At 45.5% G+C, this 26978-nt stretch carries 26 protein-coding genes; 3 read left to right on the forward strand and 23 right to left on the reverse strand.

The genetic code is table 11. The annotated features are described in order from the left end of the window. Nucleotides 1–11 precede the first annotated feature (11 nt). From ACFQZR_RS15940 to ACFQZR_RS16000, 13 genes are all read right to left on the reverse strand, one after another. Complete coding sequence (locus tag ACFQZR_RS15940) at nt 12–497, reverse strand: GNAT family N-acetyltransferase (protein WP_379347512.1); 486 nt, start codon at nt 495–497, stop codon at nt 12–14. Beyond that, nucleotides 490–1386, reverse strand: a complete 897-nt coding sequence (locus ACFQZR_RS15945; RefSeq protein WP_379347515.1) for a GNAT family N-acetyltransferase — start codon at nt 1384–1386, stop codon at nt 490–492. The genes ACFQZR_RS15940 and ACFQZR_RS15945 overlap by 8 nt, the downstream gene beginning before the upstream one ends. 146 nt (nt 1387–1532) lie before the next feature. Further along, nucleotides 1533–1835, reverse strand: coding sequence for a Rossmann-fold NAD(P)-binding domain-containing protein (locus ACFQZR_RS15950; RefSeq protein ID WP_379347517.1), 303 nt, complete (start codon nt 1833–1835; stop codon nt 1533–1535). Continuing rightward, entirely contained in the window at nt 1832–2080 is a 249-nt protein-coding gene (locus ACFQZR_RS15955; RefSeq protein ID WP_379347519.1) for a Rossmann-fold NAD(P)-binding domain-containing protein, read from the reverse strand. Before ACFQZR_RS15955 ends, ACFQZR_RS15950 begins: the two co-directional genes overlap by 4 nt. Before the next feature lie 20 nt (nt 2081–2100). Beyond that, nucleotides 2101–2643 (reverse strand): HAD-IIIA family hydrolase, encoded by a 543-nt coding sequence (locus tag ACFQZR_RS15960; RefSeq protein WP_379347521.1) that lies wholly within the window; start codon nt 2641–2643, stop codon nt 2101–2103. 26 nt (nt 2644–2669) lie between these two features. After that, a complete protein-coding gene (locus ACFQZR_RS15965) occupies nt 2670–3095 on the reverse strand; it encodes an NUDIX hydrolase (RefSeq protein ID WP_379347523.1) in 426 nt (141 codons plus the stop codon). Nucleotides 3096–3118: 23 nt separating this feature from the next. After that, a complete protein-coding gene (locus ACFQZR_RS15970) occupies nt 3119–3592 on the reverse strand; it encodes an NUDIX hydrolase (RefSeq protein WP_379347525.1) in 474 nt (157 codons plus the stop codon). A 78-nt stretch (nt 3593–3670) separates the two neighbouring features. Next, the gene (locus ACFQZR_RS15975; RefSeq protein ID WP_379348876.1) at nt 3671–4102 is read right to left on the reverse strand and encodes an HIT family protein; all 432 of its coding nucleotides are present in this window, start codon (nt 4100–4102) and stop codon (nt 3671–3673) included. Nucleotides 4103–4287: 185 nt separating this feature from the next. Next, nucleotides 4288–4512, reverse strand: coding sequence for an NUDIX hydrolase (locus ACFQZR_RS15980; protein WP_379347527.1), 225 nt, complete (start codon nt 4510–4512; stop codon nt 4288–4290). Nucleotides 4513–4622: 110 nt separating this feature from the next. Further along, nucleotides 4623–5117 carry a GNAT family N-acetyltransferase gene (locus ACFQZR_RS15985; RefSeq protein WP_379347529.1) on the reverse strand — a complete coding sequence of 165 codons (495 nt, stop codon included), beginning with the start codon at nt 5115–5117 and terminating at the stop codon, nt 4623–4625. A 354-nt stretch (nt 5118–5471) separates the two neighbouring features. After that, nucleotides 5472–6188, reverse strand: coding sequence for a YebC/PmpR family DNA-binding transcriptional regulator (locus tag ACFQZR_RS15990; RefSeq protein WP_018755726.1), 717 nt, complete (start codon nt 6186–6188; stop codon nt 5472–5474). 277 nt (nt 6189–6465) lie between these two features. Next, nucleotides 6466–6666, reverse strand: coding sequence for a copper ion binding protein (locus tag ACFQZR_RS15995; RefSeq protein WP_379347531.1), 201 nt, complete (start codon nt 6664–6666; stop codon nt 6466–6468). A 151-nt stretch (nt 6667–6817) separates the two neighbouring features. Continuing rightward, nucleotides 6818–7144: a metal-sensitive transcriptional regulator gene (locus ACFQZR_RS16000; RefSeq protein WP_040674638.1), complete on the reverse strand. Its 327-nt coding sequence runs from the start codon at nt 7142–7144 to the stop codon at nt 6818–6820. A gap of 231 nt (nt 7145–7375) precedes the next feature. Here ACFQZR_RS16000 and ACFQZR_RS16005 point away from each other — a divergent pair, with 231 nt between their 5' ends. The 3 genes from ACFQZR_RS16005 (at nt 7376) to ACFQZR_RS16015 (ending at nt 9705) form a co-directional block, all read left to right on the forward strand. Beyond that, the gene (locus ACFQZR_RS16005; RefSeq protein WP_379347533.1) at nt 7376–8305 is read left to right on the forward strand and encodes a prenyltransferase; all 930 of its coding nucleotides are present in this window, start codon (nt 7376–7378) and stop codon (nt 8303–8305) included. 26 nt (nt 8306–8331) lie between these two features. Further along, complete coding sequence (locus ACFQZR_RS16010) at nt 8332–9060, forward strand: DUF6081 family protein (RefSeq protein ID WP_379347535.1); 729 nt, start codon at nt 8332–8334, stop codon at nt 9058–9060. Between the two features lie 129 nt (nt 9061–9189). Beyond that, nucleotides 9190–9705, forward strand: a complete 516-nt coding sequence (locus tag ACFQZR_RS16015; protein ID WP_379347537.1) for a DUF2179 domain-containing protein — start codon at nt 9190–9192, stop codon at nt 9703–9705. Nucleotides 9706–9775: 70 nt separating this feature from the next. Here the strand turns inward: ACFQZR_RS16015 and ACFQZR_RS16020 are convergent, their stop codons facing one another. The 10 genes from ACFQZR_RS16020 to ACFQZR_RS16065 form a co-directional block, all read right to left on the reverse strand. Next, nucleotides 9776–10522, reverse strand: coding sequence for a class I SAM-dependent DNA methyltransferase (locus ACFQZR_RS16020; RefSeq protein WP_379347539.1), 747 nt, complete (start codon nt 10520–10522; stop codon nt 9776–9778). Nucleotides 10523–10888: 366 nt separating this feature from the next. Then, nucleotides 10889–13294, reverse strand: coding sequence for a beta-galactosidase GalA (gene galA, locus ACFQZR_RS16025; RefSeq protein ID WP_379347542.1), 2406 nt, complete (start codon nt 13292–13294; stop codon nt 10889–10891). Nucleotides 13295–13345: 51 nt separating this feature from the next. Next, nucleotides 13346–15601: a glycoside hydrolase family protein gene (locus tag ACFQZR_RS16030; protein ID WP_379347544.1), complete on the reverse strand. Its 2256-nt coding sequence runs from the start codon at nt 15599–15601 to the stop codon at nt 13346–13348. Further along, a complete protein-coding gene (locus ACFQZR_RS16035; protein WP_379347546.1) occupies nt 15598–18021 on the reverse strand; it encodes a hypothetical protein in 2424 nt (807 codons plus the stop codon). Before ACFQZR_RS16035 ends, ACFQZR_RS16030 begins: the two co-directional genes overlap by 4 nt. A 36-nt stretch (nt 18022–18057) precedes the next feature. After that, a complete protein-coding gene (locus tag ACFQZR_RS16040) occupies nt 18058–19989 on the reverse strand; it encodes an alpha-galactosidase (RefSeq protein WP_379347548.1) in 1932 nt (643 codons plus the stop codon). A 152-nt stretch (nt 19990–20141) separates the two neighbouring features. Continuing rightward, nucleotides 20142–21752, reverse strand: a complete 1611-nt coding sequence (locus ACFQZR_RS16045) for an extracellular solute-binding protein (protein ID WP_379347550.1) — start codon at nt 21750–21752, stop codon at nt 20142–20144. Between the two features lie 57 nt (nt 21753–21809). After that, the gene (locus ACFQZR_RS16050; protein WP_379347552.1) at nt 21810–22682 is read right to left on the reverse strand and encodes a carbohydrate ABC transporter permease; all 873 of its coding nucleotides are present in this window, start codon (nt 22680–22682) and stop codon (nt 21810–21812) included. Then, nucleotides 22676–23647, reverse strand: coding sequence for an ABC transporter permease (locus ACFQZR_RS16055; protein ID WP_379347554.1), 972 nt, complete (start codon nt 23645–23647; stop codon nt 22676–22678). The genes ACFQZR_RS16050 and ACFQZR_RS16055 overlap by 7 nt, the downstream gene beginning before the upstream one ends. Before the next feature lie 99 nt (nt 23648–23746). Then, nucleotides 23747–25414, reverse strand: coding sequence for a sensor histidine kinase (locus ACFQZR_RS16060; RefSeq protein ID WP_379347556.1), 1668 nt, complete (start codon nt 25412–25414; stop codon nt 23747–23749). Beyond that, nucleotides 25411–26961: a response regulator gene (locus ACFQZR_RS16065; RefSeq protein ID WP_379347558.1), complete on the reverse strand. Its 1551-nt coding sequence runs from the start codon at nt 26959–26961 to the stop codon at nt 25411–25413. Before ACFQZR_RS16065 ends, ACFQZR_RS16060 begins: the two co-directional genes overlap by 4 nt. Nucleotides 26962–26978 lie beyond the last annotated feature (17 nt).

Here is a 26978-nt window from a genome sequence, read left to right on the forward strand (position 1 = left end):
CATTGTTCGATTTATAAAATTCTATTGCGTAACACAACTGATGTCTCTATCTGTCTTTCCGGAACATTCCAATACTTCTTAAGTAGTACTTCCTTCTCACAGGGAGATACAAGATCGAACCCGTTCTTCTCATAAAAACTTATCGCCCATGTGGCTGAATCCCACGTTCCTATTAAAATAGGCTTTGGGGTTAGTCCCGTCAGATGAGAGAGTAGCTTCGTCCCAATCCCACCATTCCGCTGATTCGTACGTACATAGGCATGTCGAATGAGAGAAACATCGATTTTGTCCTGAATGCCCATTACGCCTATTAATTGCTCGTTCTCTTCATATCCCCAGAACACAATGCCATCTGAAATTTCATGTTGTAATTCTTTGAATGACATATATGGTTCATGATAACGATCCTCTGGTATAACGCCTTTATAGGCTATTGCTGCGTCGTTAATAATTTGGAATATTGCATTGATATCCATCTCGGTACATCGTCTAATCATTTTGAACCTCCGCAGTAAGATGAATAGATCCTTCGATTTGAGTTGTAATCCAGTGAAAGACGGGGCCTTCTCTAAACCCTGATTTGATCGCTAAACTCTTCATCTCTGGTGTATCTGTCCATAGAATAAATCTCTTGAGTCCCAATTCCAGACAACGGTCATACATACAAGATAACATCGCATGTCCTATGCCTTGCCCTCGATGCTCTTCAGATACTTCAATCCACTCCATGGCAGCATAGCCGATTTCAGTTAAAGAGCTAGCGATTGTTGAAGGTGTCCACACATCGATTTCACCGATCGTGTGATCGTCCAAGATCAGCTCAAAGTGTAGTTGAAGCGCTTGAAGATTATTTGTTAATTCTACGTTATACCCTATTGGAAGCGCTCGTCGATTTAACGGCCCATCCGACCAATAACATTCCCAAAGATCCACCTCATAAGAACATACGCTTTGTACAACTTCAAGCAAGTGCGGCCAGCAGTCTGGAATACCTGCCCAACCCGCTCCAAATGGATTTCGTGAAATATGAATAGATTGACAGCCATTCTCAAGAACAATTTGGTTAAGGTGCCTATAGAACGCTTTGAGTTCATCCATGAATTTGGAATCTCCGACAATCCAGAGCAACTCAGCCGTGTTCTCCTTAGTATTCTGTTGTTCCTTATCACTAGTATTCTGTTGTTCCTCACCACTAGACAAGGGGAATGATACCTGAGCTGCTGCGATCAATTCTCCCTCTTTGAGAACCATAAATGTCTTCAGATCTTGTTCTGCAACCCCATACCATTGATCTGTCATATGACCGGGCTGATGCAGAATATGAAGGAACTCTTCATATTTCAGATCTATGAAAGGAGGGACTTGACGAATGTGACTACGAATCATTTCAAATAAACTTGAATGAAAAACCTCTTGATATGAAATAATTTCCATACGTTTGATTTCCTTTCTATTATTTCCTGCCAATTCATTCAGATAACGTTCTCCTCTTCCTGAACCAATTGTGTTCCATTTAATGATAAAAGTATAGGTTAAGGTCTCATACTCCAAGGTTCTAGCGTTCCTACAACGGTTAATTGGTTCTTTTCCTGGATCGCGCGTATGACTCCGTTTGATATCTCATCATGCGTCAACCATCTGGATTGATTATGCTCAATCACGAAGCCTAACTTAATTTGATAGTAATGGAATGTAGACGGTACGTTTAACCCCTTCTTCACTTCTTGTACATCACTACCACTTCCAAGAATATGGAATAATGTAAAGGATGACTGATCTTGATTCATATCGTCAATAATGGTACGAAGTGCATCAGGTGCCGTCGAATGGGTCACGCTACAATCATTGTAAACCTACCATACTTCTTCTGTGCATCCTGAACATTACTTCTCAATTGATGACTGTTCCCATAATCCAATGAAATGAGATGATTATCATCAGGAAACGTACACCCACTAGAGATTTGCCTTAACTTATCTTGGTCTCTAGCAATGATCGATAGCTTATGTTCTCTACCATTCAGCCATCGCGTTACGCCAGCGAGCACACCCGTGCCGCCAACGATTAATATATGTTCCATCAATGCACCCTCATCCAAGATTATTTCATAGCTTCAGTCTGTAATAACCATTCGACTGCTTCTAAGAGATCCTTCGCTATATAATCTGGTTCGGTTTCTATCCATTTGTCTCGAAATGGACCTAGCGAGCCTTCTCCCCAGCCAGTTCTCACCAAGATCATCATCGCACCAACTTGATGAGCAGCCAGCATATCCGTTTCGCCTACATCGCCAATAACGACACATCGAGATAACTCCAATTGATGGTCCTCAGCAGCCTGAATTAACATACCCGCTTGGGGTTTTCGATAATCACAATGATCATTCACCCCGTGCGGACAAACATAAGAATCGTCAAATCCATATGCTCTAAATTGCGCTTTAAACTCTTCTAATGTTGCCTCTCCGCGTGAAATCCGATGTTGATTCGTAAAGGCGAATACTTTGATGTGATTCAACTTCAACATATCAATGGCCGGTTGTGCATAAGGGAACAACTCAAAATGATTCGGATGAATGAAATGACCGTTCCCACCAATCGTGCCGTCTCGATCGATAAATACAGCTTCAATATTTCGCTTCACGCGTATTCCACCATCCTTGAAAGTATCTATACTCTTCCTTCATTAAAATATGTGACTTCAACATCTTTACGAACAATCTCGCAAAGCCCTTCTAGATAGTAAGGCATCAATTGATCAGCTTGTTCTACAGCAATCCATTGAATATCATTAATCTCGTCGGGTCTTACAATTTCTTGTTCTCCTCCAATAATTTTAGCTCTAAAAGTAATAAATACAGCATGTTCTCCCTGTTTCTCTAGGATTGCTTCATTGACAGCTACGATTCCAAAGACTTTAATGTCCAATCCTGTTTCTTCTTTCGCTTCTCGAATTGCAGCTGCTTCAAGATACTCTTCCTCTTCTACCAGTCCACCTGGAAGTGTCCAGCTCCCATTATCGCCATTCTTGACCATAAGTATTTTGGATTTTGACGGATCCGTAATTAGTGAGTACACAACATTAATCCTTCTCATTATAGCTGTCTCCTCATGTATGGTTATAGCACTGCTAAGTACTCTTTCGTCTCGATATTAAACTGCTTATATTGAATCCATTGCATCGCTTCGATCACTAAGGGTGAAGAATTATGTTCATTCAAATCATTGATAGAGACCCAGGCTGCTCCTAATGAATCACCTATGTTAGGAGACTCTTCAATGCTCCCACTCATTCTCGTCACTTCATAAAATACAGCAATATGATGACAATGTGTATGATCGAAATTGCTTCTTTTCCAAGGTACAATAAAATCTTTCGTTCCAATATTACTTAATACACGTATTGATATACCCGTTTCTTCTAAAAATTCTCGAACAATTGTCTTAAGTATCGATTCATTCGGTTCAATACTCCCGCCTGGCAAATCAAATCTTCCAGTATAAGGTCCACCATTCTTGTGGATGACTAGCAATTGTTCATGCTCAATACAAATACCGTAGATGCCAAGATGACGATGCCATATCATTTCCATCGTTTCCTAACGCCCTTTCAATATCTATATTTTACCTTTTCATCACAATGCGCACAAGCGTTCTCGTGAATAACTTCCTTATGGTTCATTCTTGAAAAAATCCTTTAATATGTTGATCCCTTCAATGACGCTTCTCATATTCTCCTCATCATTCAGGTTATTCCGTGCGTGCAACAATACAGGCCTTAGAGATTCAACCGATTTTCCAAATTGGCTCATCCACTCATACCTAGGAACCATCCATAAATGAAAATGATGAGTTGTATCCTCATTATAAAAATAATAGACTTTCTCGATACCCAACTTCGTTCGTTGTGCACTTCGAATCCGATGAATTAATGATATGTACTCAACTTGCTCCTCATCTGATAGTTCATCCATGCCATAAAAATGTCTCTTCGATGCTAATATAACTAACCCTCTTATAGGGTAAGTAACATCTTGGTGGATATGAAAACGGCTTGATTCGTATATAACTCCACCTGTTGGTTGTATGAGACCACTTGTCAAAGCGCAGCTAAGACAATCGACTTCGATTGATCTCCCATCTGCTAAAGTAATGATTCTCGGCATTATTCACCTCATCGTTCAAGTTCCGAATCAATAGACCTTTAGTAAGAATTATGTATCATAGCGAAAATTCCTTGCCACGATGCAAATCCAATATAGGTCTAGTATAGGAATCGAATTTTTCTTCATCCTCTAATGAAACCCAAGCGACTTCTAGAAAATAATAATAACTTAACAATTTTGGTTACATACCCTGTCTCTTCTTGAACTTCTCTTATACATGCGCTCTCAGGCGTTTCTCCTTCTTCAATTCCACCACCCGGGTAGTTCCATACGATATCTCCACGGGCAACGAATTGTCTGACCATTAAGACTTTTTCATTTCTAGTAATTATTGCTTGAGAAATCATCCTGGGAATCAACTTCTTCCTATAATCAAAATCTACTTGATATCTGTTATTCTGACCGTATGACTGATGATTGCTTCAATAATGCTTCTTTTTCGTTTTTTTCCACTTGCTTAATTTTCTCTGATCATGCATATAAACTCTACTTCTCGATCATGAACTTTACTTGTGATTTTGCAATGTTCTACGAAACCATTTTCCCGATAGACATGTATCGCTCTTTCATTAAAACTTGCCACAACCAGGCGAAACCTCTCTTGATTCAAGAGCTGTCTAAGGTAATCCATTCCTTCCTTAACAAATATCCTTCCCAATCCATTTCCTGTCTGGGATGGTTCAAGTCCTAACCCAACGTCCATGAGATCAGACCTGTCATAGATCCCAGCGTTGTACCCTCCTGGAACCCTGGCTGAATTGCCGATACAGAAGAAACCTATTGGAGATTCAATATCCTTATCGATAAATACGCTATAATAATCGCCATTCATGAGTTCACTCATCATTTCTTCGCTATTGTCAAAATCATAAAAATCATAAGGCTCCTGATATCGCCAATTCATCATACTTTCTGCATGTCCTCTTGTCATCGGTTGAAATAGATAGGTCATGATCGTAATCCCCCTTATTCGCGTGCTCTACTGTGTTGTATCTACCTTCCTCTATAAAACCCATCTTTTGATATAAATAGATTGCGGATGTATTCGTTGATAACAATTCCATATTCAATTTCTCGATAATTTCCTTCATTAGTGCTGTATTTCTAACAGACTTTTTGCATCTTCTTGAATCGCGGACCGGATCATAAGTATCGGATACAATTGTCATCATGAAGCCTCCCCGTTTCAGATGAATCCATATAATCCCAGTTTAACATTAATCATGCAATCCCCCAATAAAAATGTATATGAATCAACCAACACAAAAAAAGCCGCATCATCTGCGGCTTTCTCCGTTACTTACTCCTATTCTAGCTCTACGTTGTGATACACTTGCTGAACATCCTCAAGGTCTTCCAGCGCATCGATCATTTTCTCGAATTGTGCTTGAGAATCTTCAGGCAATGTCACATCGGACTGCGCCAACATCGTTAGCTCAGCAACGGCAAACTCCGTAATTCCCACTTGCTTGAACGCTTCTTGAACGGCATGGAACTGATCAGGATCAGCATATACCATGACTGTCTCGTCCTCTTCGACGACATCACGTACATCGACATCTGCTTCTAACAAGATCTCAATCACTTCGTCGACGGATTTCCCTTCAAGCCCGATCACGGCAGACGCATCGAACATGTAAGCAACGGAGCCATTGACCCCCATGTTACCGCCGTTTTTGTTAAATGCAGAGCGTACGGCAGAAGCTGTACGATTCACGTTATTCGTTAAGGCATCGACAATAACCATCGATCCGTTCGGACCGAAGCCTTCATAGCGCAGCTCTTCATAAGTCTCTTCCGCACTACCCTTTGCTTTATCCAGTGCACGATCGATGATCGCTTTTGGAACGTTGTATGTCTTTGCGCGCTCAAGTACAACTTTTAAGGCGCGGTTCGATTCAGGATCAGGCTCCCCTTTTTTCGCGGCTACATAAATCTCAACCCCGAACTTCGCATATACACGACTTACGTTTGCATCTTTCGACGCTTTCTTATCCTTGATATTATTCCACTTACGACCCATGCTGTACCCACTTTCTCAATATCTAATATGAACTTACCATCTATTATAGCGAAAAAAAACAACTTTCGCATCCCTCTTTGAGCAGCGCGATATCCTGTCGAATCATAACACAGAAATCACCTTTTCGTTATGCAATGAATCACGTGTAAGAACGCTCGCTTATTTGCTGTTATATCGGACTCCCCTCACACTTTCACTACTTTTTCGAACATGATCCAATAAAAAAACCGCACTCCTCAATTTACTAGGAGATACGGTCTCACTTCATATAATCCTATTATTTGACGTCGTAACCTTGATCTTCGATCGCTTCTTTAATTTGAGCAGCGGATAATTTGCTTCCATCGAACTCTACAGATACCGTACCTGCATTTAGATCAACCTTGCCATTCGCACCGATTTGTTTCAAAGCGCCCTCAATCGAATTTACACAATGATTACAAGACATACCTTCAACGTTATAAGTTTTATTTTCCATGTCGCAGCAGCTCCTTTTTCATTTGATGCATCCGCATCGTTTTTATATATTTAGCATACCCCTCTACCCTATAATTGTCAAGTGAAAAATAGGATTGCCCTTTATCCTTCTTCGCTTCTATCGATTCGGGGCTCTCCTCTTCCTAACTGCATTACTTCATTAACTTATTCATCGTCGTCAACAATTCATCGAGCACATCATGATCGCCCTCTTGAATACGCTCGACGATGCAACTCTTCATATGATGCTCAAGCAGTAATTTCCCAACACCGTTCAATGCGGATTGGATGGATGCGATCTGATTCAGCACATCATCACAATACGTATCTTTCTCAATCAAGCCCTTCACACCGCGCACTTGACCTTCAATACGATTCAATCGACTGATGAGATTACTCTTGGTTTTGTCGGAATGATGACTCTTCCGATGGTGCCCCTCTGCACAAGAATCATGTGTTGTCGTACCTTGTTGCTCCATGCGCTCATTCTCCATAATGAATCACTTCCTCTCTGACATACATCCTCATAACTTCATTTTAGCATAGCCCCCCTACCTATGCAATTCCCACGTATGTACCATATCGCACCGCTCCATTGGTAGGTTTGAGAACATTAGGAAGAGAAATTTAGATAGATTAATTAATTAGATTGCTTTATAATTGGATTGTTTATTATCATAGGATATTTTTATATAGAAAGGAGAATATGCATGGACAACAAGTTACGAGTTCTCATGAAAGCTACTCGGATTCGCGTGATTCCGGTCATGCTTATTCCCGTTATTCTTGGGGCTCTCGGTGCTTATGTCTGGGAGGGCATATTTCACCCCATTCTACTACTTATCACGTTACTCGGCTCTGGTGCAGCGCATTTATTTTCGAATATGATCAATGATCTGTGGGATTATCGCAACGGGGTGGATGAAGAAGCCAAGCAAACCGAAGGCTTGATCACGACGAACTCTGGCTTTCTCACGAACGGTATCATCTCCGAACGTATTTTTGCTTCATTAACATGGGGGTTATTCGGAATCGCCGTACTATGCGGTGTTATACTCAGCTTCCTCAGTGGCTGGTGGGCATTCGTACTCGGATTATTCGGCGGTCTCATCGCTTATTTCTACGTTGCGCCTCCACTGAAATTCGGATATCGTGGCAAAGGTTTTAGCGAAATCGCTATCTTATTGTCTTTTGGGATTCTTCCCATTGCGGGAGCCTATTATGTACAGACCGGACATTTCGATTACCGTGCGGTGTTGCTCTCGTTGCCGGTTGGTCTATTAACAACCTTGCTGTTATTCAATCACCATTTTTTGCATTGGCAAGCAGACAAGGCTTCGGGAAAAAATACACTCGTCGTCATATGGGGGGAGGAGCGCTCACTCAAGTTCTCAAGATTCCTCATGTTCATGTCATACGGGTCCTTAGTCTTGTGTGTGATCCTAGATATCCTCCCGGTTTATGGACTAGTGGCGCTCATTACAGCCTTGCCCATATATACTGTATACGGACGACTGGGTAGTACGAATCAGTCCCATGCTTATCTTCCACTGATGGGCGCATCCTCCAAAGCAGCTATTCGCTGCGGCGGGATCATGGTGATCTGCTTAATGATTCAAGGGTTAATTCAATCCATCTAAATACTGTCAGAAATGAGGAACTACGAATGGAGAAACAACTTATTTTTGGTGAATTTGATACGATTCTATCCGAGGAGAAGGTCTGGAAAATCGGTGGGTTCCCGCTTCCCGACGGTTCCTTCTGGGAATATCGCGAGCCGGATGCGGTCGTGATTGTTCGCAACGGCATTCTCTACGTTCGCGCACCGCTTAGCAAGCAAAATGATAAAATTCAAATTCTGGACAATGCGAAGCATATGTACTATTCCGTAGAACAAGTTGTCGTACCGGAGCAAGGTGAAGTCAGCTTCGAGCTTCAAATTCGTGCGCGTACGCAGAACACGGTACCAGGTGATCTATACGACGGTTATGTATCGCTGAATCTACTTGATTTTACGACGGGTGCAGCCCTCGATTTCTTTGCAGGTAATGATAAATATGCCAGTGTCTATGCTGTACTTCCTTTCCCTGGCGTTGAAGTACCTAAGATGGATAAGACGCGTTACTTCTGTATTTTCAAGGAAGATACGAACTTCAAACCAAGAGAATTTAATACGTATAAAATTACTTATAACCGTGCCAAGGACGAGGTCATTTTCTACCTGAATGGTGAAGAAGTACGCCGTGAGAACGATGTGCCGATTAAATTCAATCAATTCACGATTGCCCTTGGGATCATGACAGAGAAGGATTTAACACCAGAAGGCAGCGTATCCATACATGGTCAGACCGTTATTGCGGAGTATTCGCCAGTGACTGTAACAATTACGGAATAACAGCGAAGAATCCCCCACTTGTAAAATAGTTCTACTATACACAGACATGCTCCCGTCTTATGATGATGTAGTCACATTTCGAACAAAGACAACTTAGATCATTCATAAGAACGGGAGAGACGGATATTTATGTTATCTGTGCTTGTGAGTATTTTTGCCATTCAAATCGTATATGTTTCATTTTTTACACTGCGGATGATCTTGACGTTAAAAGGTCAACGGTATTGGGCTGCTGGACTCAGCACACTGGAAATTACCATTTATGTGCTAGGCCTTAACATGGTGCTGCAATACGTGAATCAGCCGATTAGCCTTATCGTCTACGCCCTTGGCTATGGACTGGGGGTTCTCGTCGGCTCATGGATTGAAGAGAAAATCGCTCTCGGATACGTCACATTTAAGGTCATTGTAACAGATGTCCATACAGGACTTCCCAACCAGTTACGGGATCTGGGATACGGCGTAACTTCTTGGATTGGTGATGGTCGAGATGGCCATCGTCTCATTCTAGAGGTACTCGCGAAGCGTAAAAATCAAACCCAACTATACACCTCCATCCTCGCAAGCGATCCGAAGGCCTTTATCGTAACGATGGAGCCAACCCGATTGCACGGCGGTTTTTGGACACGCACAACTCGGAGATAACTATAGCAAGACAGCAAGAAGCAGCCGATATATCGGCTGCTTCTTTATCATCATATCAACCTCATTTCCATTAGATCTTGCGACAAACATAGATCAATTCTTGGCTACCTTCTGTCACCTCCTCCTTACTCCATGAGCCATAACAATGTTCGATTTTAAAGGCATGCTGATGAAGCAATCGATCCAATTCAAGCGGGAACGTGTACCGGATATGTAGAGACGCCTCCGTTTGTTCGAGGTGATTGGTTCTTCCATAGATGTTCTTCACGATTCTACAAGTTAACACCTGCGTCATCGGATTATAAATTTCTTCGTGCTCTTCCACGACGACTTGATTCATCGCATCCCGATAACGTTCCTCATAGTTCTGAATCGAACCAAGTTCTTCGAGATTCGGCAAGCGGGTCCCGAAAATAAAGACCCCGTCTTTCTCCAAATGATCATGAATGGCACGGAACATTAGATCCTGCTCAACGTTCGTGAGCACATGCTGGAAGGTATTCCCGACCATGAACATCATCGCGTATGGCTTATTTAACTTGAGCGCTGTCAAATTCATTTCGTAGAATGGGATGTCTAGCTTGTGCTCGTCCGTCTTCGATCTCGCCAATTCCAGCATCGTTGCACTTAGATCTACCCCTTCCACTTTGAACCCTTCCATTGCCAGCGGAATCGCTAGTCTACCCGTCCCGCAGCCTAAATCCAAAATGGTACCTTGGACGCGCTCAGCCCATTCATGTACAAGGGAGTAGTCGAGCATGTAGTTCGAATATTTCACATCATAATCATAAGCGCTTTCATAAATACACTGAACCATTTAACCCTCTCCTTTTGGTTGTTATGATGATGCTTCTTTTGACTGAATGATGTGTACGATATGCTCTGCCAATTGCGTCATCTGCCTCCCTTGGTTGCCTGGTCACATGTGCTCTATTTTACACACTGTTCACCTCCATTGAACCATACTTTGAGGTCATAAAGACTACCTTTCGGACATCTCTAAAGATACCAACGCAACAGGATTGGAAAAAGTTTCAATTCATGAACATAAAAACGACGATATGACGTATTACAACCACTATCGATATCATGGAACGTAAAGAAGATGGCTCCTGTACAGTACAGAAGCCATCTTCTTCAACCTGACCTTTTTAAATTGTTCTTTACACGACGTTGGATCCTGCTATGTTGAAGGACGTACTTTGCATGCTTTCGTTTGAATGTTTACTTTGGCAGCAGCTAATCCGCTCGATTCCGCTGTTAGACACAGCTCTCCCGTTTGTTTCGTCGATTGAACGATAGCCATGCAAAGCCCGTTGAATGCTTTCCGCTTCCAAACCGCATCGCTTTCGATATATTTATCCGGTTCGTGGCTGCTCGGGTTTCCATTACCGACACCGATCAACACGCCCGGTCCGGTTACGGTAAATATCACTTCATTGTCGGCAATAGGGACAACTCTGCCTAAATCATCGACGATTTGTACCGTGATGCACGACACATCCTCACCGTCAGCATCGATACCCGAACGATCTGGGATAAGCTGCAGCGCCGATTGAGCGCTTGTCGTTTCTCTAGTCACGCTAGAGATCTCCTGCCCATCTCGATATCCTTTGGCCATTAGAACGCCTGGCTCGTATGGCACCATCCAGCTCAAATGCCCCAAATGCGGCATTTGTTTTCGGCCGATGCTGCGACCGTTGAGAAACAGCTCCACTTCCTCGCAGTTGCTGAAACAGCGCACGTCGATGTCCTGTCCTTCCTTGCCCGGCCAATTCCAGTGCGGGAAAAGATGCAGTACCGTCTGGTCGGTCCACCAAGACTGGTAATAAAAGTAGTTGTCTTTCGGAAAACCGCATGTATCCATAATGCCGAATTGCGAACTGATGCAAGGCCAGCGGTAAGGAAGCGGCTCACCTCTGTAATCGAATCCGGTCCATACAAAGGCACCAGCCAGATACGGCCGCTTTGCATAGTAGTTCATCCATTCCTCGCTACCTGATCCCCAGCCAGGGAAATTCTCGTCATAGGAAGAGACATACCCTCGCTCCTCATCATTTTCATAGATGCCTCGCGTGCACAGCGTACTCGCTTCTTCACTGCCGATCATAGGCGTTTGTGGATGTTCCTTATGGTATTCATCTAAATTCGCTCCGATTTTCCAATAGTTCCAGCCGCGTACATCTACAACGCCGTTAATCCCTGCGCTCTGTCCGCCATTATTCCCGCCGTAGCTAACAAGACGCGTCGGATCAAGCTCGTGTACAATCCGCTTCATTGTCTTAGCGGCGCGGGCTCCGGCTTCTGTATCCTGAATTCCGCCCTCCTCGTTGCCAATCGACCACAAGATGATGCTGGGATGATTACGGTCGCGTCTGACCAGGCTGCGTAATTGATTGGCAATTTCCTCGCCACAGCCCACTTGCCGGTGCTCATCCATGACCAGCATCCCCAATCGATCGCACGCTTCGAGCAGCTCCGGCGTCGGCGGATGATGCGATGTCCGGTATGCATTAACGCCGAGCTCCTTTAGCTTCTCGATCCTGTAATATTGCAGACGGTCGGGCAGCGCCGTTCCTACTCCCGCATGGTCCTGATGGCAGCAAACCCCCTGGATCACCACATGCCGCCCGTTCAGGAAAAAGCCAAGATCCGGATCGAAACGAATGCTGCGAACACCAAACGACGTCTCATAAACATCCGTTAGAGCCTCACCCTCCCTGACAGTCGTCTCGAGACGGTAGAGGTGGGGCGTATCCAAGTCCCAAAGCCGAGGCTGCTCCACACGAACACGCTGGTTGAATTCATATTCCTTCCACGCTCCAATGGGTTTTGGCTCCGACTGAACTGTTGCAACACAGCGGCCGTCAGCATCATAGATCGCCGACTCAATCGTGCATGCTTTCTCAAGATCGTCTTCGTTTACAATCGACGTCTGAAGCGTCAGCTCCGCGAATCCATCGCCAACTTCAGAAACGACATACGTTCCCAAGTGCGCGACATGCATCGGGTTTGATTTGACCAGCCAAACATGCCTGTAAATGCCGGCCCCTTCATAAAACCATCCCTCCACTTGGCTTGCGTCGGCACGCACGACAAGCACATTCGGTCCGTCGAAGCTGACGCAATCGGTAATATCGCAGCGGAAGCTGGTATATCCGCTTTCATGGCGTCCTAAATAATAGCCGTTCAACCAGATCTGACTGTCTCGAAATATGCCATCGAACTCGATGGACAGCCGTTTGCCTTTATCATCTGCAGCAACCGAAAACCGCTTGCGGTACCATCCGATTGAAGTCGCCGGGTTGGGTCTCCCGATCGGTTTATATCCATGATAATCGATGTCATTGTCGGACGAATGCTCAAAATCCAGCTCTACCGCCCAATCATGCGGCAGACAGACCTCCCTCCAATCGCTGTCGTCAAAATCGGGATGAATAGCGCCCCTTCCTTCAGCTTGTTTGGCAAACGGTTTGCCTTTCCAATAATCAAAGTCGCGTTTGATGTCTGAAGCGTGGCCCAAGGCGAATCTCCAGCCGGAATCCATCAACAACCGCTCCCGAAGCGTCTGATTTACATTTTTGTCCATAAAGCATACTCTCCTTTTGTCGCTTGATCCTCTTTACCCTAATGTGTCTAATCATTTAGTGATCGTTAACGTATAGTCTGAAGCTGGCTCGATCAGAATCGTTCGATGATCGAGCAGAGCATTTTCACCTAATACCTTCGTCATCTCCGACGTGTTCTCGACGAAAACTTTGAACTTTGCTGTGAAGTTCGTACGATTCATCAGCTTCACCGTCATCGTTGCAGGATTGTTGTCAACGACTTCAGCTTCGACGTGATCGATCGCGCAAATGTACCCCGTATCCGATTGGATGTACACACCTGGAACTTCAAAATACGTTAGCATGCAGGAAACCTCGCACCAGCATGAACCGCCTGCCACCTCACCAATAGTTTCTTTTCCTTCCCAATCACTCAGATTGACCCGTTCTCCCATCCAGCCCGGAGGCGAGTACGCCGTTCCATTGCGATTGCCACCCCAGGATATACGGAGCGGCCGATCCTCTCTGGACATATATTGCGGCAGGTTATGCGCGATATCTCGGAGCAAATCCAGATAAAAATCATCTGCAGTCGCACGGTACAGCTTAAATAAGGTAGCTCCCGAAAATGTGCATATTCCCGGCGCCGCATGCTTATTCTGCACACTTGCCCAGACCGCGCCAGTTGAACGCAAATCGAGCTTACGAAATTCCGTTTCTTCCCCATATTCGTAATCGTACGATACTACCCATGTCGCGCATAGTTTGGCCGTTTCTTCCGCCATACCCAGCCACTTGCGGTCGCCAGTCGCTTCATACAAGACAACATAAGACTCTAGCAGCGCAAACGCCGATTCACTATCCGGGCATTGACATATTTCACCCGGCGCTCCGGTCGTAACGCCTTGCTTCACGAAATGTTCGTAATAATATTGCCCCGCGAGCTTCGCTATATCGACGTAATCTGGTCGGTTAAAATATTGGCCTGCTAATGCCAAGCCTGCAGGCGCAATCCCCGCGCTGGCACTGCCACCGATGATAATTTCTTCCTTGTCCAGATCCACAAACTGACCGAATTGACCGTATTTGTTCCACAGCCGAACAAACGCATCGCAGGCCCGGATCAACCCGTCTTTCCAACCGGCCGGGATCGGTTCGCCTAATTTGTCCAACAGCATCAGCTGTTTTGTCATGAAGTACAGAACATCCGCATTTTTGCGTAGCAGTACAATCGAGTTTTCTTCATGACGGCGGAAAGCGTCGCCCAATCGATTTCCCTTGCAATAAATGCCGTAAAAAAATCCTGAAGGCGCTTGGATCGTATCGAACAAAAAATTCAAGGTTTTTACCGATCGTTCTTTCGATAATCCGTCTCCTATGGCGAGCATCGGATATGTGTTTATCGCACCCCCGACCCATCCGGTTTGCCATTCGCCAAATGTGGGATCCGGCGAAGTTGATGATCGGTAAAATTCGTAATCGCGCTGCCAATTGTCCCGGTTATATTTCTCCTCCAATATATCCCAAGAGGCAGAGAATGGAATTTCATGCCGAAGCTCTGTAGGACCGGTCAAATCTTTCCGAATCTTCGAGAAATAATCAAATAACGATGGAATATCAGGACAATCGAAAACATAAAGTCTGAACTTGATTGTCACCTCGTCTAGTTCATGAAAATCGTATCCGCGGTCATCGGATGGCTCTTCCGTATTACACATACTATATTTACTGCTTCGAACCGCAGGGGCGGAAATGGAGATGCTCGCCTCCGAGCGGTCACCGCTTTCTTCTACAGTCAGGCCGGAATCGCCGACAGCCGTTCCTTGATGTGTCAACAACAGTAAGCCTTTCTTCTGTTGACGCAAAAAACAACCGACAGCCGGTGTGGCCAGATCTCCCGTTCGTAATTCAATTTTCGATGGTCCTTCATTCAAGTTAAGTCTTGGCACATCTGTTATTGTGGTCGGAATGTTAACACCTATCTCATCTTCAAGTTCCAGCATTGGTGGGTACTCTTGCTCACTTACCCGAAAACGGTTGCCGTTGTAAGCGGCCGCAGGCATCAATAGGTAGTTGTCCTGCGACCAACGGTCAAGCATCAAACCAACCGATACACTCGCTTCGTTTACACTTCCCTGTACCACCTTAAACGTTACTTCACAATCGATCGCATCTTCATTGGATTTAACTCTGTTCCACGAATAAACAACATTCAATAACGAATCATCCAGCATAAGCTGTTGTTCATCGTTGGATTCGTCCCATGCGCATGTCGCCGATCGGATCGGATTGGCTCCATCATATTGGGTCAACTTGAAATCGAATGTGCAGCCGATTCCGTTTATCATTCCGGTGTAACCCCCACCACTTCATTTTTTGCTTCCACCGTCTCCGGATCTCCCCAAGCCAAGATTTTCACACTGACTGACGGTTTCGGATCTCCCTCAAATTTGCAACTGAAGGAGACCGATTGCCCTCCGTTACGGATGATCGGCGCATCCGCCGACGCTTGCACCGTCTGTAGTAAATTCCAGTTTTGATCGTATATTTTTCCGGTTCGCCCGCCATCGCACACAAGATAATGATTCGACTTGATTTCCGTATCGAATGTCATATAGACGCCGCTTGTATACACAGTAGGCCGTTTCACGGAACCATCTTCGTTGCCGTACGACGGCATCACGCGCAAGACAAACTTCAGCGGTTGATCGGCATATTTATTGAAATATGTCCAGTCGGCCCCTCCGGGTTGTCCTGGCTGCAGCTCAGCCGGATTGCAGACAAGCGGCTTCGAGACGTGAACCGGATGCAGGTTCCAACGGCCTTCGTCAACCGGTTCCAAGTGCCAATCGCCCTTCGGTTCACGCAGCCGTTCGCGCTGCTCAGGTGTAAACGCCCCGGCCCGCCGCGCCTTCTCCCATTCACGCACCGTCGCCAGCAGCGCCTCGATATTGCCGTTACGCCGAAGTACCGCCGTATCGGCGACCAGCGCAAAGCCCGCGCCAAATCCGGCCGCCTTCGACAGCACCCATTCGATTTCGTCCGGTGCCGTCGCTTCGAACCGGTCGGAAGCAGAACGGATGAGAAACCATCCAAGCATCGGCGGAATGAAGTTGCGGGCAAAATAACGCTGGTTGCTGAGCCGCCACTCGAGTTGGCCTTCACGCGTTGCCGCGCCCCAAGGCTCTCCCCAATTGAAGCGTGTGAAGACATGCCACGAATAGTTCGAGACGACGATGCTCGCATCATTGATCACTTCTTCGCCCCAACCGTCGTAGCACATCTTGACGAACCGGTTGACACCGTAAGCCTCATGCCCTGTGGCATACAAGCCTTCCAACCCATCGAACGAAATCTGCTTCAAACCGGTCGTTCGGAACAGTTCAGCGATCCGTCTGCTATAGTCATCCTGCAGCTCGATATTCGGAAAAAAAACGTCGTACGGGTGGTCCCATAACCGGCCTATTTCTGCGCCCGCCTGATGCTCAGCGGTAACCGTACCGTTCACGCCGCGCCGTACGCCGAGCAGTTTCCAAGGCGCGCTATCCGTCATAGCTTCGTATTCAATCAGCTCGCTGCCGATTTTCGCCGAGCGCCGGAACAAATTTGCCGTGAACGGCGCAGGGTCGCTCACCTCAATCTCCTGCTCTTCCAAACCGATCGCCGCGACCAGTTGAGCCTTTCCGGCCATTTGCAGCCGCTCGTCCGGTACCGGCGTCACATATGGATCGTTCAGCGTCGTAAAGTTGGAAAGAGTATGTACGCCGACATGTACGCCATCGTGTTCAGCCAGCTCAACGCACGCTCGCATCCCTTCGTCGCCGTTCGGAAAGCTGTTCGGCTTCAGCGTAAAATGACCCCACTGCCCGAACGGGTCTGGGTGGTACACATAGCTCAAACCGGCCATCTTCGTATACCGCACCGCATCCGTTATCGTCTCTTCCGTAAAGTCGGTGATCAAATACGATTGATTCGCCGCCGGGGATATTTTGCCCCACACCCCTTCAATCATCGGATGCGGGAGTCCTTCGCCAAGTTCGATCGCTTCAATCGTCGTAAGCACCCGGTCGACCGCGCAGCCGAATAAGGCGATCTTGGTTCCGACGATTTGCGCATCGTCGCCGGTAAGCGGTTCGACATCAACGTCTGGCAAGTTCCATACCGGCCGCCGAGCTGCATGGGTGCGATTTCTTGCATAAGCTTGCAGCATGCTCCCATCGATTGTCGGCCAGGCCCCACAGACGTCATATTCGAACTTGTTATCGGATGGCTGCTGGCTGTCAGGATCCGGATTTCCCTCATTCGAATACTTTGGCTGGACGTATTCCATTCTGTCGAGCTCGACAGGCCATCCGCCAATGGTCTTCATATTCAACACCTGAATGCCGATAGCATATGTTCCGTTATGTACGACACCTACCGACTCTCCAATCGATCCAGCAACCGTCGTGGCATAAGGCCCCCAAATGACGGTATCGACATCGCCATCAACACGTTGCACTTCGAATGTCGCATAAAGCCCTTTTTCTTTGATTAAAACATCCACTGTCGCACCACATTGAGCAAACTTAAACTTGACCATACCAGATGCCGAATCAATTTCAACTTGCGACGGCATCTCCGTTCGACCATGCGCGACAACCCGAATCAGCGTTGACAGATGCATTGCTGATTCATATTGATTGCCGGTTGTCGTATCGGTCAGACCAACTAGATTACCTTGTTCGTTCATTTGAATCATCAGATTTCCCGCCGAAATGTTTACCATTTGAGTCTCATCTCCATCACTTTATAATTTGAAATATTAACGTCTCAAAGAATGTTCCCTTTTCACTTCCATGATGGCAATTTCATAGGGTTGAAGTGTCAACGTGACGGTGCCATGGCCGCGCGAATCCAGTTGTATCGCTCCGATGGTATCAATGTGTGCCGACTCGCTGCCAGCAAATCCTGCATATTTCAGCGGCAACTCCAGCATTATGCTTTTCTTTGCTTGGACCGGATTAAAGACGACAATAACAGCGGGAATTTCCGCTTCTGTCGATACATGCATGACCGCATCCGGTTCATAACCGTTCGGCCGTGCCAAATGGACCATTTCTCCCGCCAGTGTTTGTCGGTACTTTTTATAGAATGAAATCCATTTATCGAATATTTGCTTCGTATTTTCCCCGAAATACGTATTTCTTCCATACAATACACCGCTATGCCCATATCCGAAGATCCCGCCAATCGCATGGTCGTAAGTAGCCGGGTTTTCTTCTGATGGCTCGATGCTGTGACCGTGGTACAATTCCAGATTACAAGACGTCCAGGTCGCACAGGCCGGATCTTTGTATCGCGAATCATATACGAATGCTCGCGTTTGTGTGACAAGACGCATGCCGCCCATCACATTCTGATCTTCTTCGCGATAGCCGCCTGGCCGTTGGCACAAACCAAGGAACATGGACTGCATTTCCTGCGGTGCGGTGATCATTTTATTGCGTTCCGTAACTTCCTTGAAAAAGTGCTGTTCCCACATCCAGTTCATAAACTCAACACTTTCTGGATTGGCATGATGATGATCGGTCGCCAGACACGGAAGTCCATGATAAGGACCATCAATGGCAAGACCATCAAATCCGATGTGATCCAGCAGATGGAGCAGCTTTTCTCGAATATATCCGCCCCATGGCGACTGATAGCACATATTGCCCAGCCCTTCCGGTGAATAGCGAAGGCCGTCGGGTCCTAAATACTGCCAATCCGGATGTGTCTTGCAAACCTCGGTAGAATGCCAGGCGATCGTCGTCGAGCAGTACGGGAGAACTGTTAATTGCTTGCTGTGGTAATAATCGACCAACTTCTTCATATCTTCATACCCATTCGGGAATAGATCAGGCCGCGGGATGTAGTCTCCCGTATTGGTGAACAGCTGTCCTACGAATAACTCGACCGATTCGAAGCCGTCTTCGGCGGACTTGTCGGCCATCTCGATTAGCTCTTCGTATGAATTGCAGGAGTCAACGATCCGCTTGATTTGCGGCGTTGTAATCCAAGGCGCAATTTTTTTGTACAGCCGATGCAGGATGATGGAAGCTTCGTCTTTATTGCCCGATGTAACCGCTTCGTAGCACTTGAACGTTTCAAAGTGCTGTCCTGGTAATAGCTCCATACCGATCGGCTTCGGAAATTCGAAACGGGAGAACGGAACGTAATAATCGTCCTCCTTCTGAATGTTCCAGTAGTAATCACTAAATACCGACAGCTCGATTTTCCCTTCAAACAATCTGACAATGTCCACGGTTACATTATCAATGACAATAGGTGACGATGATGTATTGTGCACTTGTACAGTTTTGGTCAGCAAAGGCAGATCGTCGGCAATTTCATACTCGATAACAAGTTCAACGGGCGGTATTCCCTCATGACGCCCCGCGCAGGTCAAACGCAGCGTATCACCAAAACTGCCTCTATCCTGCTCGACTTTGGTAACGGAAAAAGCCCCTTCTCTGTCCCAATTCAACCGGTGCTTCCACGGTCCGGCTTCATAGGTTTGGCCACCAATGCTCACAGCCGCTTCATAGGGAAGATTCGACTCAAAGGAAAAGACAGGGTACCAAAAATCACCCCTCTGTTCGCCGTTCGGACGAATATGATAGAGGGTTGTCGCCAAACCTGCGGAAATATCGATTTCTCGATGAATGAAATCATTCCGGATAACAATTTTATGGCCTTGAATGGATATGCTCACAATTCACTGCTCCTCTCAAATGGATACTAAACCGAATTTGTACATCAACACAAAAAACAGAAAAAGATCGACTTTATTGTTGCGGCCTTCGAATGAAGGCCGCCCGATCTTTTCTCTGCTAATTCGAGAACTCACTAGAACCCATGTTCATCTTATTGTTGGTTTAACTTTTCAAAAGCCTGCTGCGCTTCTTCCATGACCTTATCGCCACCCATTTTGTTCCACTCCGCCACGTAGTTGTCAAACTCGCTGATCGGTTTTTTGCCGATAATCATATCGAGGAACGTTTGCATCGTCAGTTTATCCAGTCTTTCTTTATAATCATTGTAGATAGGTCTATCAATCGGCCCAAGAATATCGAATTTCCCTGTGCCCAATTCCATCAGCTTACTTCGCAGCGGCAGCATAGATTTATCCTTGGTATCAAAAGTCGACAATTCCTCATTGTAATCGTCATTCCATCCGCCCGGAACAGAATAAGCTCCTCCAAATCCGTATTTCCACCGTTCTTTTTGATCGTCGTAAGGTTTAATGTATTCGAATCCACCATCCGCTGTTTTCTTGAATGTTTTCCCTTCTTCGCCATAGGTTAGCGCGATTTTGGATTCCACTTCAAAGGAAGTGAATTCGAACACCTGAAGGTATTTGATCATTTTATCGTGGTCTTTCTCCAATTGTTTGCCGAACATGATATCGACGCCGAACAGCGCATTTCCCTGCTGCATACCGTAATCACCGTTCGGTCCTTTCGGACCCGGAATCATGGCAAAGCTTGCATTCGGATTCGCCTTGTGCAGTCCCGCATAGATGTCATTGCAGCAGAATACGCCATCCTGAGCGAGCCCGAACCAATAGGTCGCGACTGCACCGGATTTTTCCTGAATCATTTTGTCCTGTACGTTATTTCCTTTATTTACGATAAATTCAGGATCAATCAATCCTTCTTTATACCAACGATTTAATACCGTTAAGGCTTCTTTCGCCGCAGGTAAAATCTCGCCTCGTACCACCTTGCCGTTATCTTCCGTAAAGGCACCAGGATAAACGCCGTATGCCCCAAATATGAAGCTGAACAAATCTCCGATAGTGCCGGCTGTTCCCGTAATTCCGTACGTATCCTGTTTGCTGTTTCCATCCGGATCGTCATTCCTGAATTTCTTCAACGCTTCCTCCATCTCATCCAGTGTCTCCGGCGTTTTGGTGATCCCGACCTTCTTAAGCCAATCTTCGCGGAACCCTACAACGCCACCATGAGGAGCCAAATCCCATATCCCAGGCAATCCGTAAATTTTACCGTCTCTGCGTAAATATTTGAACGGATCATCTCCTAGTACTTTATGCAAGAACGCCAAGTATTTAGGTGCATACTTTTCCAGATCCTCCATTTTAATTTCAGCAACGACGTCTTGTTTGATCAGCTTGTCGTATTCTTGGAAGCTAAGGCTCTTCCACCAATCAGGGATGTCGCCGGATGCGATCGCCAGGTTCAGCTTTTCTTTGGATGTATCAGAAGAAGCAACATAAAAATCGGCATCAAAATCGAATTTCTTCTTAAGAAAGTTCATGAAATAACCGTCTATTTTGGTTTGTTCGGGGTAATATGTCCAGAATTTCAGCTTCATTTTCTCTGTACTTGCTTCTTGACCGTCTGCCGACTGGGCGGTTGGTTTATCCGAATCTGAACTTGTGCCACATCCGCTCATCATCGTAACCAACATAACGAGGCAGATGAGTGCGGTTAACCCAAACTTCTTTTTGATCATTTGTAAACCCTCTCCCTTTTAACATTTTATAATCTATTACAAGGTTCACATGTTCGGTCAACCTTTAATAGCACCCACCATAATGCCTTTTACGAAGTATTTCTGAATAAAAGGATAAACAACAAGCATCGGAAGGATCGATAACATGATGACGGTGGCCTGAAGCTGCATTCCCGAATATGGATTTTTTTCTTGCAGTTTCGCTAAAATGTCAGTAAATTGAGTGGGGTTGTTCTGGATAATAATTCTTCGAAGCACCAGTTGCAGCATCTCTTTATTCGTATCGTTCGTATAGATCAAGGCGTCGAACCAGGCATTCCAATGCCCGACTCCTACCCACAGCGCTTCCGTGGCAATAATAGGCATGGACAGCGGAAGAATGATTCTTACAAAAATTCTCAAATATCCAGCACCGTCCACCATCGCCGATTCTTCTAAGCTTTCTGGAAGCGACCGAAAGAAGTTGCGCATAATAATCACATTGAACGTACTGATCATACCGGGAACGACAAGCGCCCATATGGAGTTATACATCCCAAGATATTTGATTAATAGATAGTTAGGAATTAAGCCGCCTCCGATTATAAATTGGATCAACATAAATCGCGTAACCCATTTATTGAGCGGCAAATCTTTTTTGGACAATGGATAAGCGGTGATCGCAGTTGCCAGAATGCTAATCATCACGCCGAGGCAGGTCCGAAGGATCGTATTTTTATAACCGACCCATAAGGCATCAAAATCAAATGCAAGCTTGTAGCTGTCAAAGGAAATTGAACTTGGAAAGAGTTTAAAAGTACTGTGGGCGGCATCTCCGCCATCCAACGAGATGACCACTTGCGTCCAGAACGGGTACAACGTGATGATCATTATGCCTGTCATGAAAACATACAGCAAAATATCTGCGATTTTATCCCCATACCTTACCATAATGTATAATCACCGCCTCCCATCCTTCTCGCCAGTCCATTCGCCGTCAACATTAAGATGAGACCTATCGCCGATTTGAACAAGCCTACCGCTGTGGCATAACCATAGTCCATATCAACCAAACCTTTTCTGTACACATACGTGTCGATAATATCGGCGACATCATATACTTGCGGGTTGTACATGTTGAATATTTGGTCGAAGCCGGCATCAAGAATTCCTGACATGGACAAGACGAGCATAATGCTGATGACCGGCATGAGCAGCGGAATCGTAATATACATCATTCGCTTCATTCGACCTGCGCCGTCAACGACAGCAGCCTCGTGCAAATGTGGGTCGATGCCCGAAATTGCGGCAAAATAAATGATCGAGCTCCAGCCGAAACTTGCTAAGATTGACGATATAACAAGAATAGATCGAAAGTATCCGGTATCCGCCATAAACAAAATGGGATCAACTCCGAAAAGGCCAAGAATTGCGTTGATCGGCCCTTCCATTGATAAGATACTCATGAAAATCCCGCCCAAAATAATCCATGAAATAAAATGAGGCAGGTATGAAGCCGTCTGGACAAACTTCTTGAATTTCATGTTTTTGATTTCGCTGAGCAGCAGCGCGAAAATGATCGGAATAGGGAATCCCCACAGCATGCGGTACAAGCTGATCAACACCGTGTTTTTAAGCACCTGATAAAAGTACGGATCTTGAAACGCTTTCTCAAAGTTCGCGAAGCCAACCCATGGACTCCCGAAGAAGCCTTTCGTAATTTGAAAATCCTCAAAAGCAATCAATAACCCGTAAATTGGTACGTAATTGAAAATGATAACGTACAATACGGCAGGAATCATCATGATTAACAATACCCGGTATTTTTTGAACGCATAACGTTTCGATTTGGCGTCATTAGTTTTTGACCGTCTGTTCCATTCAGGTTGCCCGCCCAACACTGTCGTTTTGCTCACCCTTCTGTCACCTTCCTTCATTCTATGAATGCGCATTCATTTCTTATGGAAAGTATAACATTGGGGTTTATTGGCATCATTATCAGTTATTTGACTTCCTTATCGATTTTCTGACCAATCCAACTGTGCTGAGTCTTGTTCGGTTTGCGGGATGGTGATCGTCATCGTTGTTCCTATCCCCGATAGACTCTGAACGGTTAGACCGTAACCTGTCCCGAAAAACAGCTCGATTCTTTCTTGCACATTTCTGAGACCATAGCCTCCAGAGCGAAATGCCATCATTTTGCGGACCTGCTCCTCATCCATACCCGGTCCGTTATCCATGATGGATAACTGTACGGTACCTTGTCCAAGCGAAACCGAAATCGTGATGGTCCCTCTCCCTTCTGCCTTCTTGTGTATGCCATGTTTGATCGCATTTTCCACAAGCGGCTGAAGAATCATGTTGATCGTGTACAATGGATAGACATCGTCGTCGATCTCGTATATGACATCGAATAGATAATCATTGGTAATAAGCATAATGTCCAAATACGATTTCACATTCTCCAATTCATTCCTGACGGTCGAATTGTTATCTCCTTTGTTGAGCGCCGTACGATAGTATTTAGACAGCGACGTTACAATATGGCTTATTTCATAGGATCTGGTTTGCAGCGCTTTCCAATTGACGGATGAAAGGGTATTGTATAAAAAATGCGGATTCATCTGCGCTTGCAGTCTGTGCAGTTCCTTCCGGCGCACTTCCTGGATCAGCTCTTTAATGCGAGTTAACATATTGGCAAAACGGTTTATCAGCTCGCCGATTTCGTCATTGGACGAATGTTGAATGTTCAGTTCAAGCCCACCGTTCTCCACCCGTTTCATCCAATAGTTCAACTGGTAGATGCGCCTCAGCATCCCATTGGCGAACAGCGAAATGATGATCAGCATTATACCGATACAAATGCCGATCACGATAAAGGTTGCATACAATATAGGAGCAGGGTTTCCCGAAACTTGATTCAACGGTACATAACAATGGATCGTCCAGTTCGTATTCGGAATTTGCTTCTGGATACCCATCAGATGGGTCCCGTTGGTCTCGCGTGCATTCGTGAATAGCGGAGTGCCATTTGAATCCGAAATGATAAGGCCGTAATCGCTCAGCAGATTTACGGAATCCATCAACAAGCTTTCCATACTCATGCGAATGAATAATACATGGTGGCCCGATGTGAAGGTTTCCGGAAATTTGCATACCGCATAAGCGGCATTTAGTGATTCGTCATAATACCAACGGATGCCGAATTTGCTCACCGCAGCGTTATACCAGCTTTGATCGGCTACCCTTGTAGCTGAACGCAAGTAATCACCATACTCTGGAAGCTGACTCTCGGTATATATGGTCAGCTTGTCAATTCCGTGATAGGTTGATAGCATCATACTGAAATAGGGGTCCAAAAACTCTTTTAATTGATTGGCCAACGTGGATAAATCGGCCGCCTCGCCATTCGAAGCCGACACGATTTTTTGTATCGTGCGATTGGCGACAATCAGGTGAATTAAATTGTCGTATAAATCCATTTTGTACGCGATGCTGTTCACGGCCGTACTAATGTTTCGCTCGATGCCTTGCTTCGCTTGATCATTAAGCAGCTCCCTCGATTGACCGTATGAATACACGCCAAGAACCATCATCGGAATGATCGTTACGATGAGATACGACATAAACAGCTTTTGCTTAAATCTGAACCGTGCGAAGATCCTATTCGGTTTTTTCATCATAGGCCATGTTCTTCTCTGTACTGGGATGGCGTTTTCCCATAACTATTTTTGAATAAAGAGGAGAAATAAGCAAAGTTGGGATATCCGACCTCCTTGCCAATATCCGTTATTTTCTTATTCGTCGTCAGGAGAAGCTCACCCGCCTTTTCCAGCCGGATCGATGTGATATGTTTTATGATGCTTTTCCCCTTATACTTCTTGAATAACCGGCTCAAATAACCCGGACTCAAATACACTTGTCTTGCAATGCTCTCCACCGTGATTTCACTGCTGTACTCCCGGTCGATGAGTTGTACGATGTCTTCAATCACTCGGCTAAGCAATTCTTGGGGCTTTTCAACGCTCATTACCAAATCTTGAGCGATCGACTGCATCACCTTCAACAGCTCAAGAAGCGAAGCAGCATGATATATCCTTTCCAGACCCATCATGTATCCGTTTACATTTTGCGGTGTCTGACGACCAAGTATCGACTTCAATAGATCGGTACACACAAATTTTACGTAATTTTCCGAGACGGTTTTCCCGCCTTGAAGCAGCTCGATCAAAAAAGCGATTTTACTGCTATCCACCTCGATTTCCTTCAACCATGACATCATTTCAATAAGAACGTTACGCGTATATAGTGAAACATCCCGGTCTCCCGCAATGACTTCCCCCGTGTACAGCACCGCCCCTTGTTTCATAAAAAACTTATTTGCGAGCATGGTCTCCATCAGATTATATTCGCTGCTGATTTGCCCGAGATTTTCGATAAGTCCACTAGTGACAATGGTGACGTCTATGCTGTAGTTTTCCTTGAACAATCCAACCAGTAACGTTCCCATCTGTATAATGTCTGCTTCGGTTTCTTCCGGTTTGCCTTCGTACAATAGAACGCTCTGTACTTCATTCAAGTTCACGAAATCGGCTTTACCAGCGGTTATATCCGTCAGCACCGCTTCCGCATCCAGATCGATCATGTCAAAAAAACGACTTCCGGTATGTATCATCACCATCCGTAAATAACGGTACCCACTAAAGTGGATAACCGTACCCGTGGTCTCGTTATCTTCTTCCGCGGTCATGCCCCTTCCTTGAATGAGATCGTATAGAAATTTTTGTTTCTCGTAGCGGATTCCTTTCCAATAAACTTCCTGGATTCTTTCATTCTTCATTTTTTCTTGCAGATCTTCGTCGCACATCTGAATCACGTTCGACACAACGCGCATAAACTCGCCGATCTCCACAGGCTTTAGTATATAATGAATCGCTTTCAAATCGATTGCTTTCTGGGCATATTCGAACTCCCCGTAGGCGCTCATAAAAATAATTTTGGTATGCGGAGACAACGCCTTGACTTGATGCGCAAGCTGCAGCCCATCGAGCTCTCTCATTCGTATATCTGTAAGCAAAATATCGATAGAATTGCCGTCACGGATGTACACAAGGGCCGCTTCCCCGCAATCCGCTTCAGCGATTTCAAGATCCCAGTTAAACTGCTTCGTCAAAAATTTGACCCCTTCCCTCTCGGAACGGTCGTCGTCGACAATTAACATTTTATACATCGGCATCCACCCTTTCC

Source organism: Paenibacillus sp. GCM10027629, from assembly GCF_042676425.1.
Lineage (GTDB): Bacteria > Bacillota > Bacilli > Paenibacillales > Paenibacillaceae > Paenibacillus_K > Paenibacillus_K terrigena.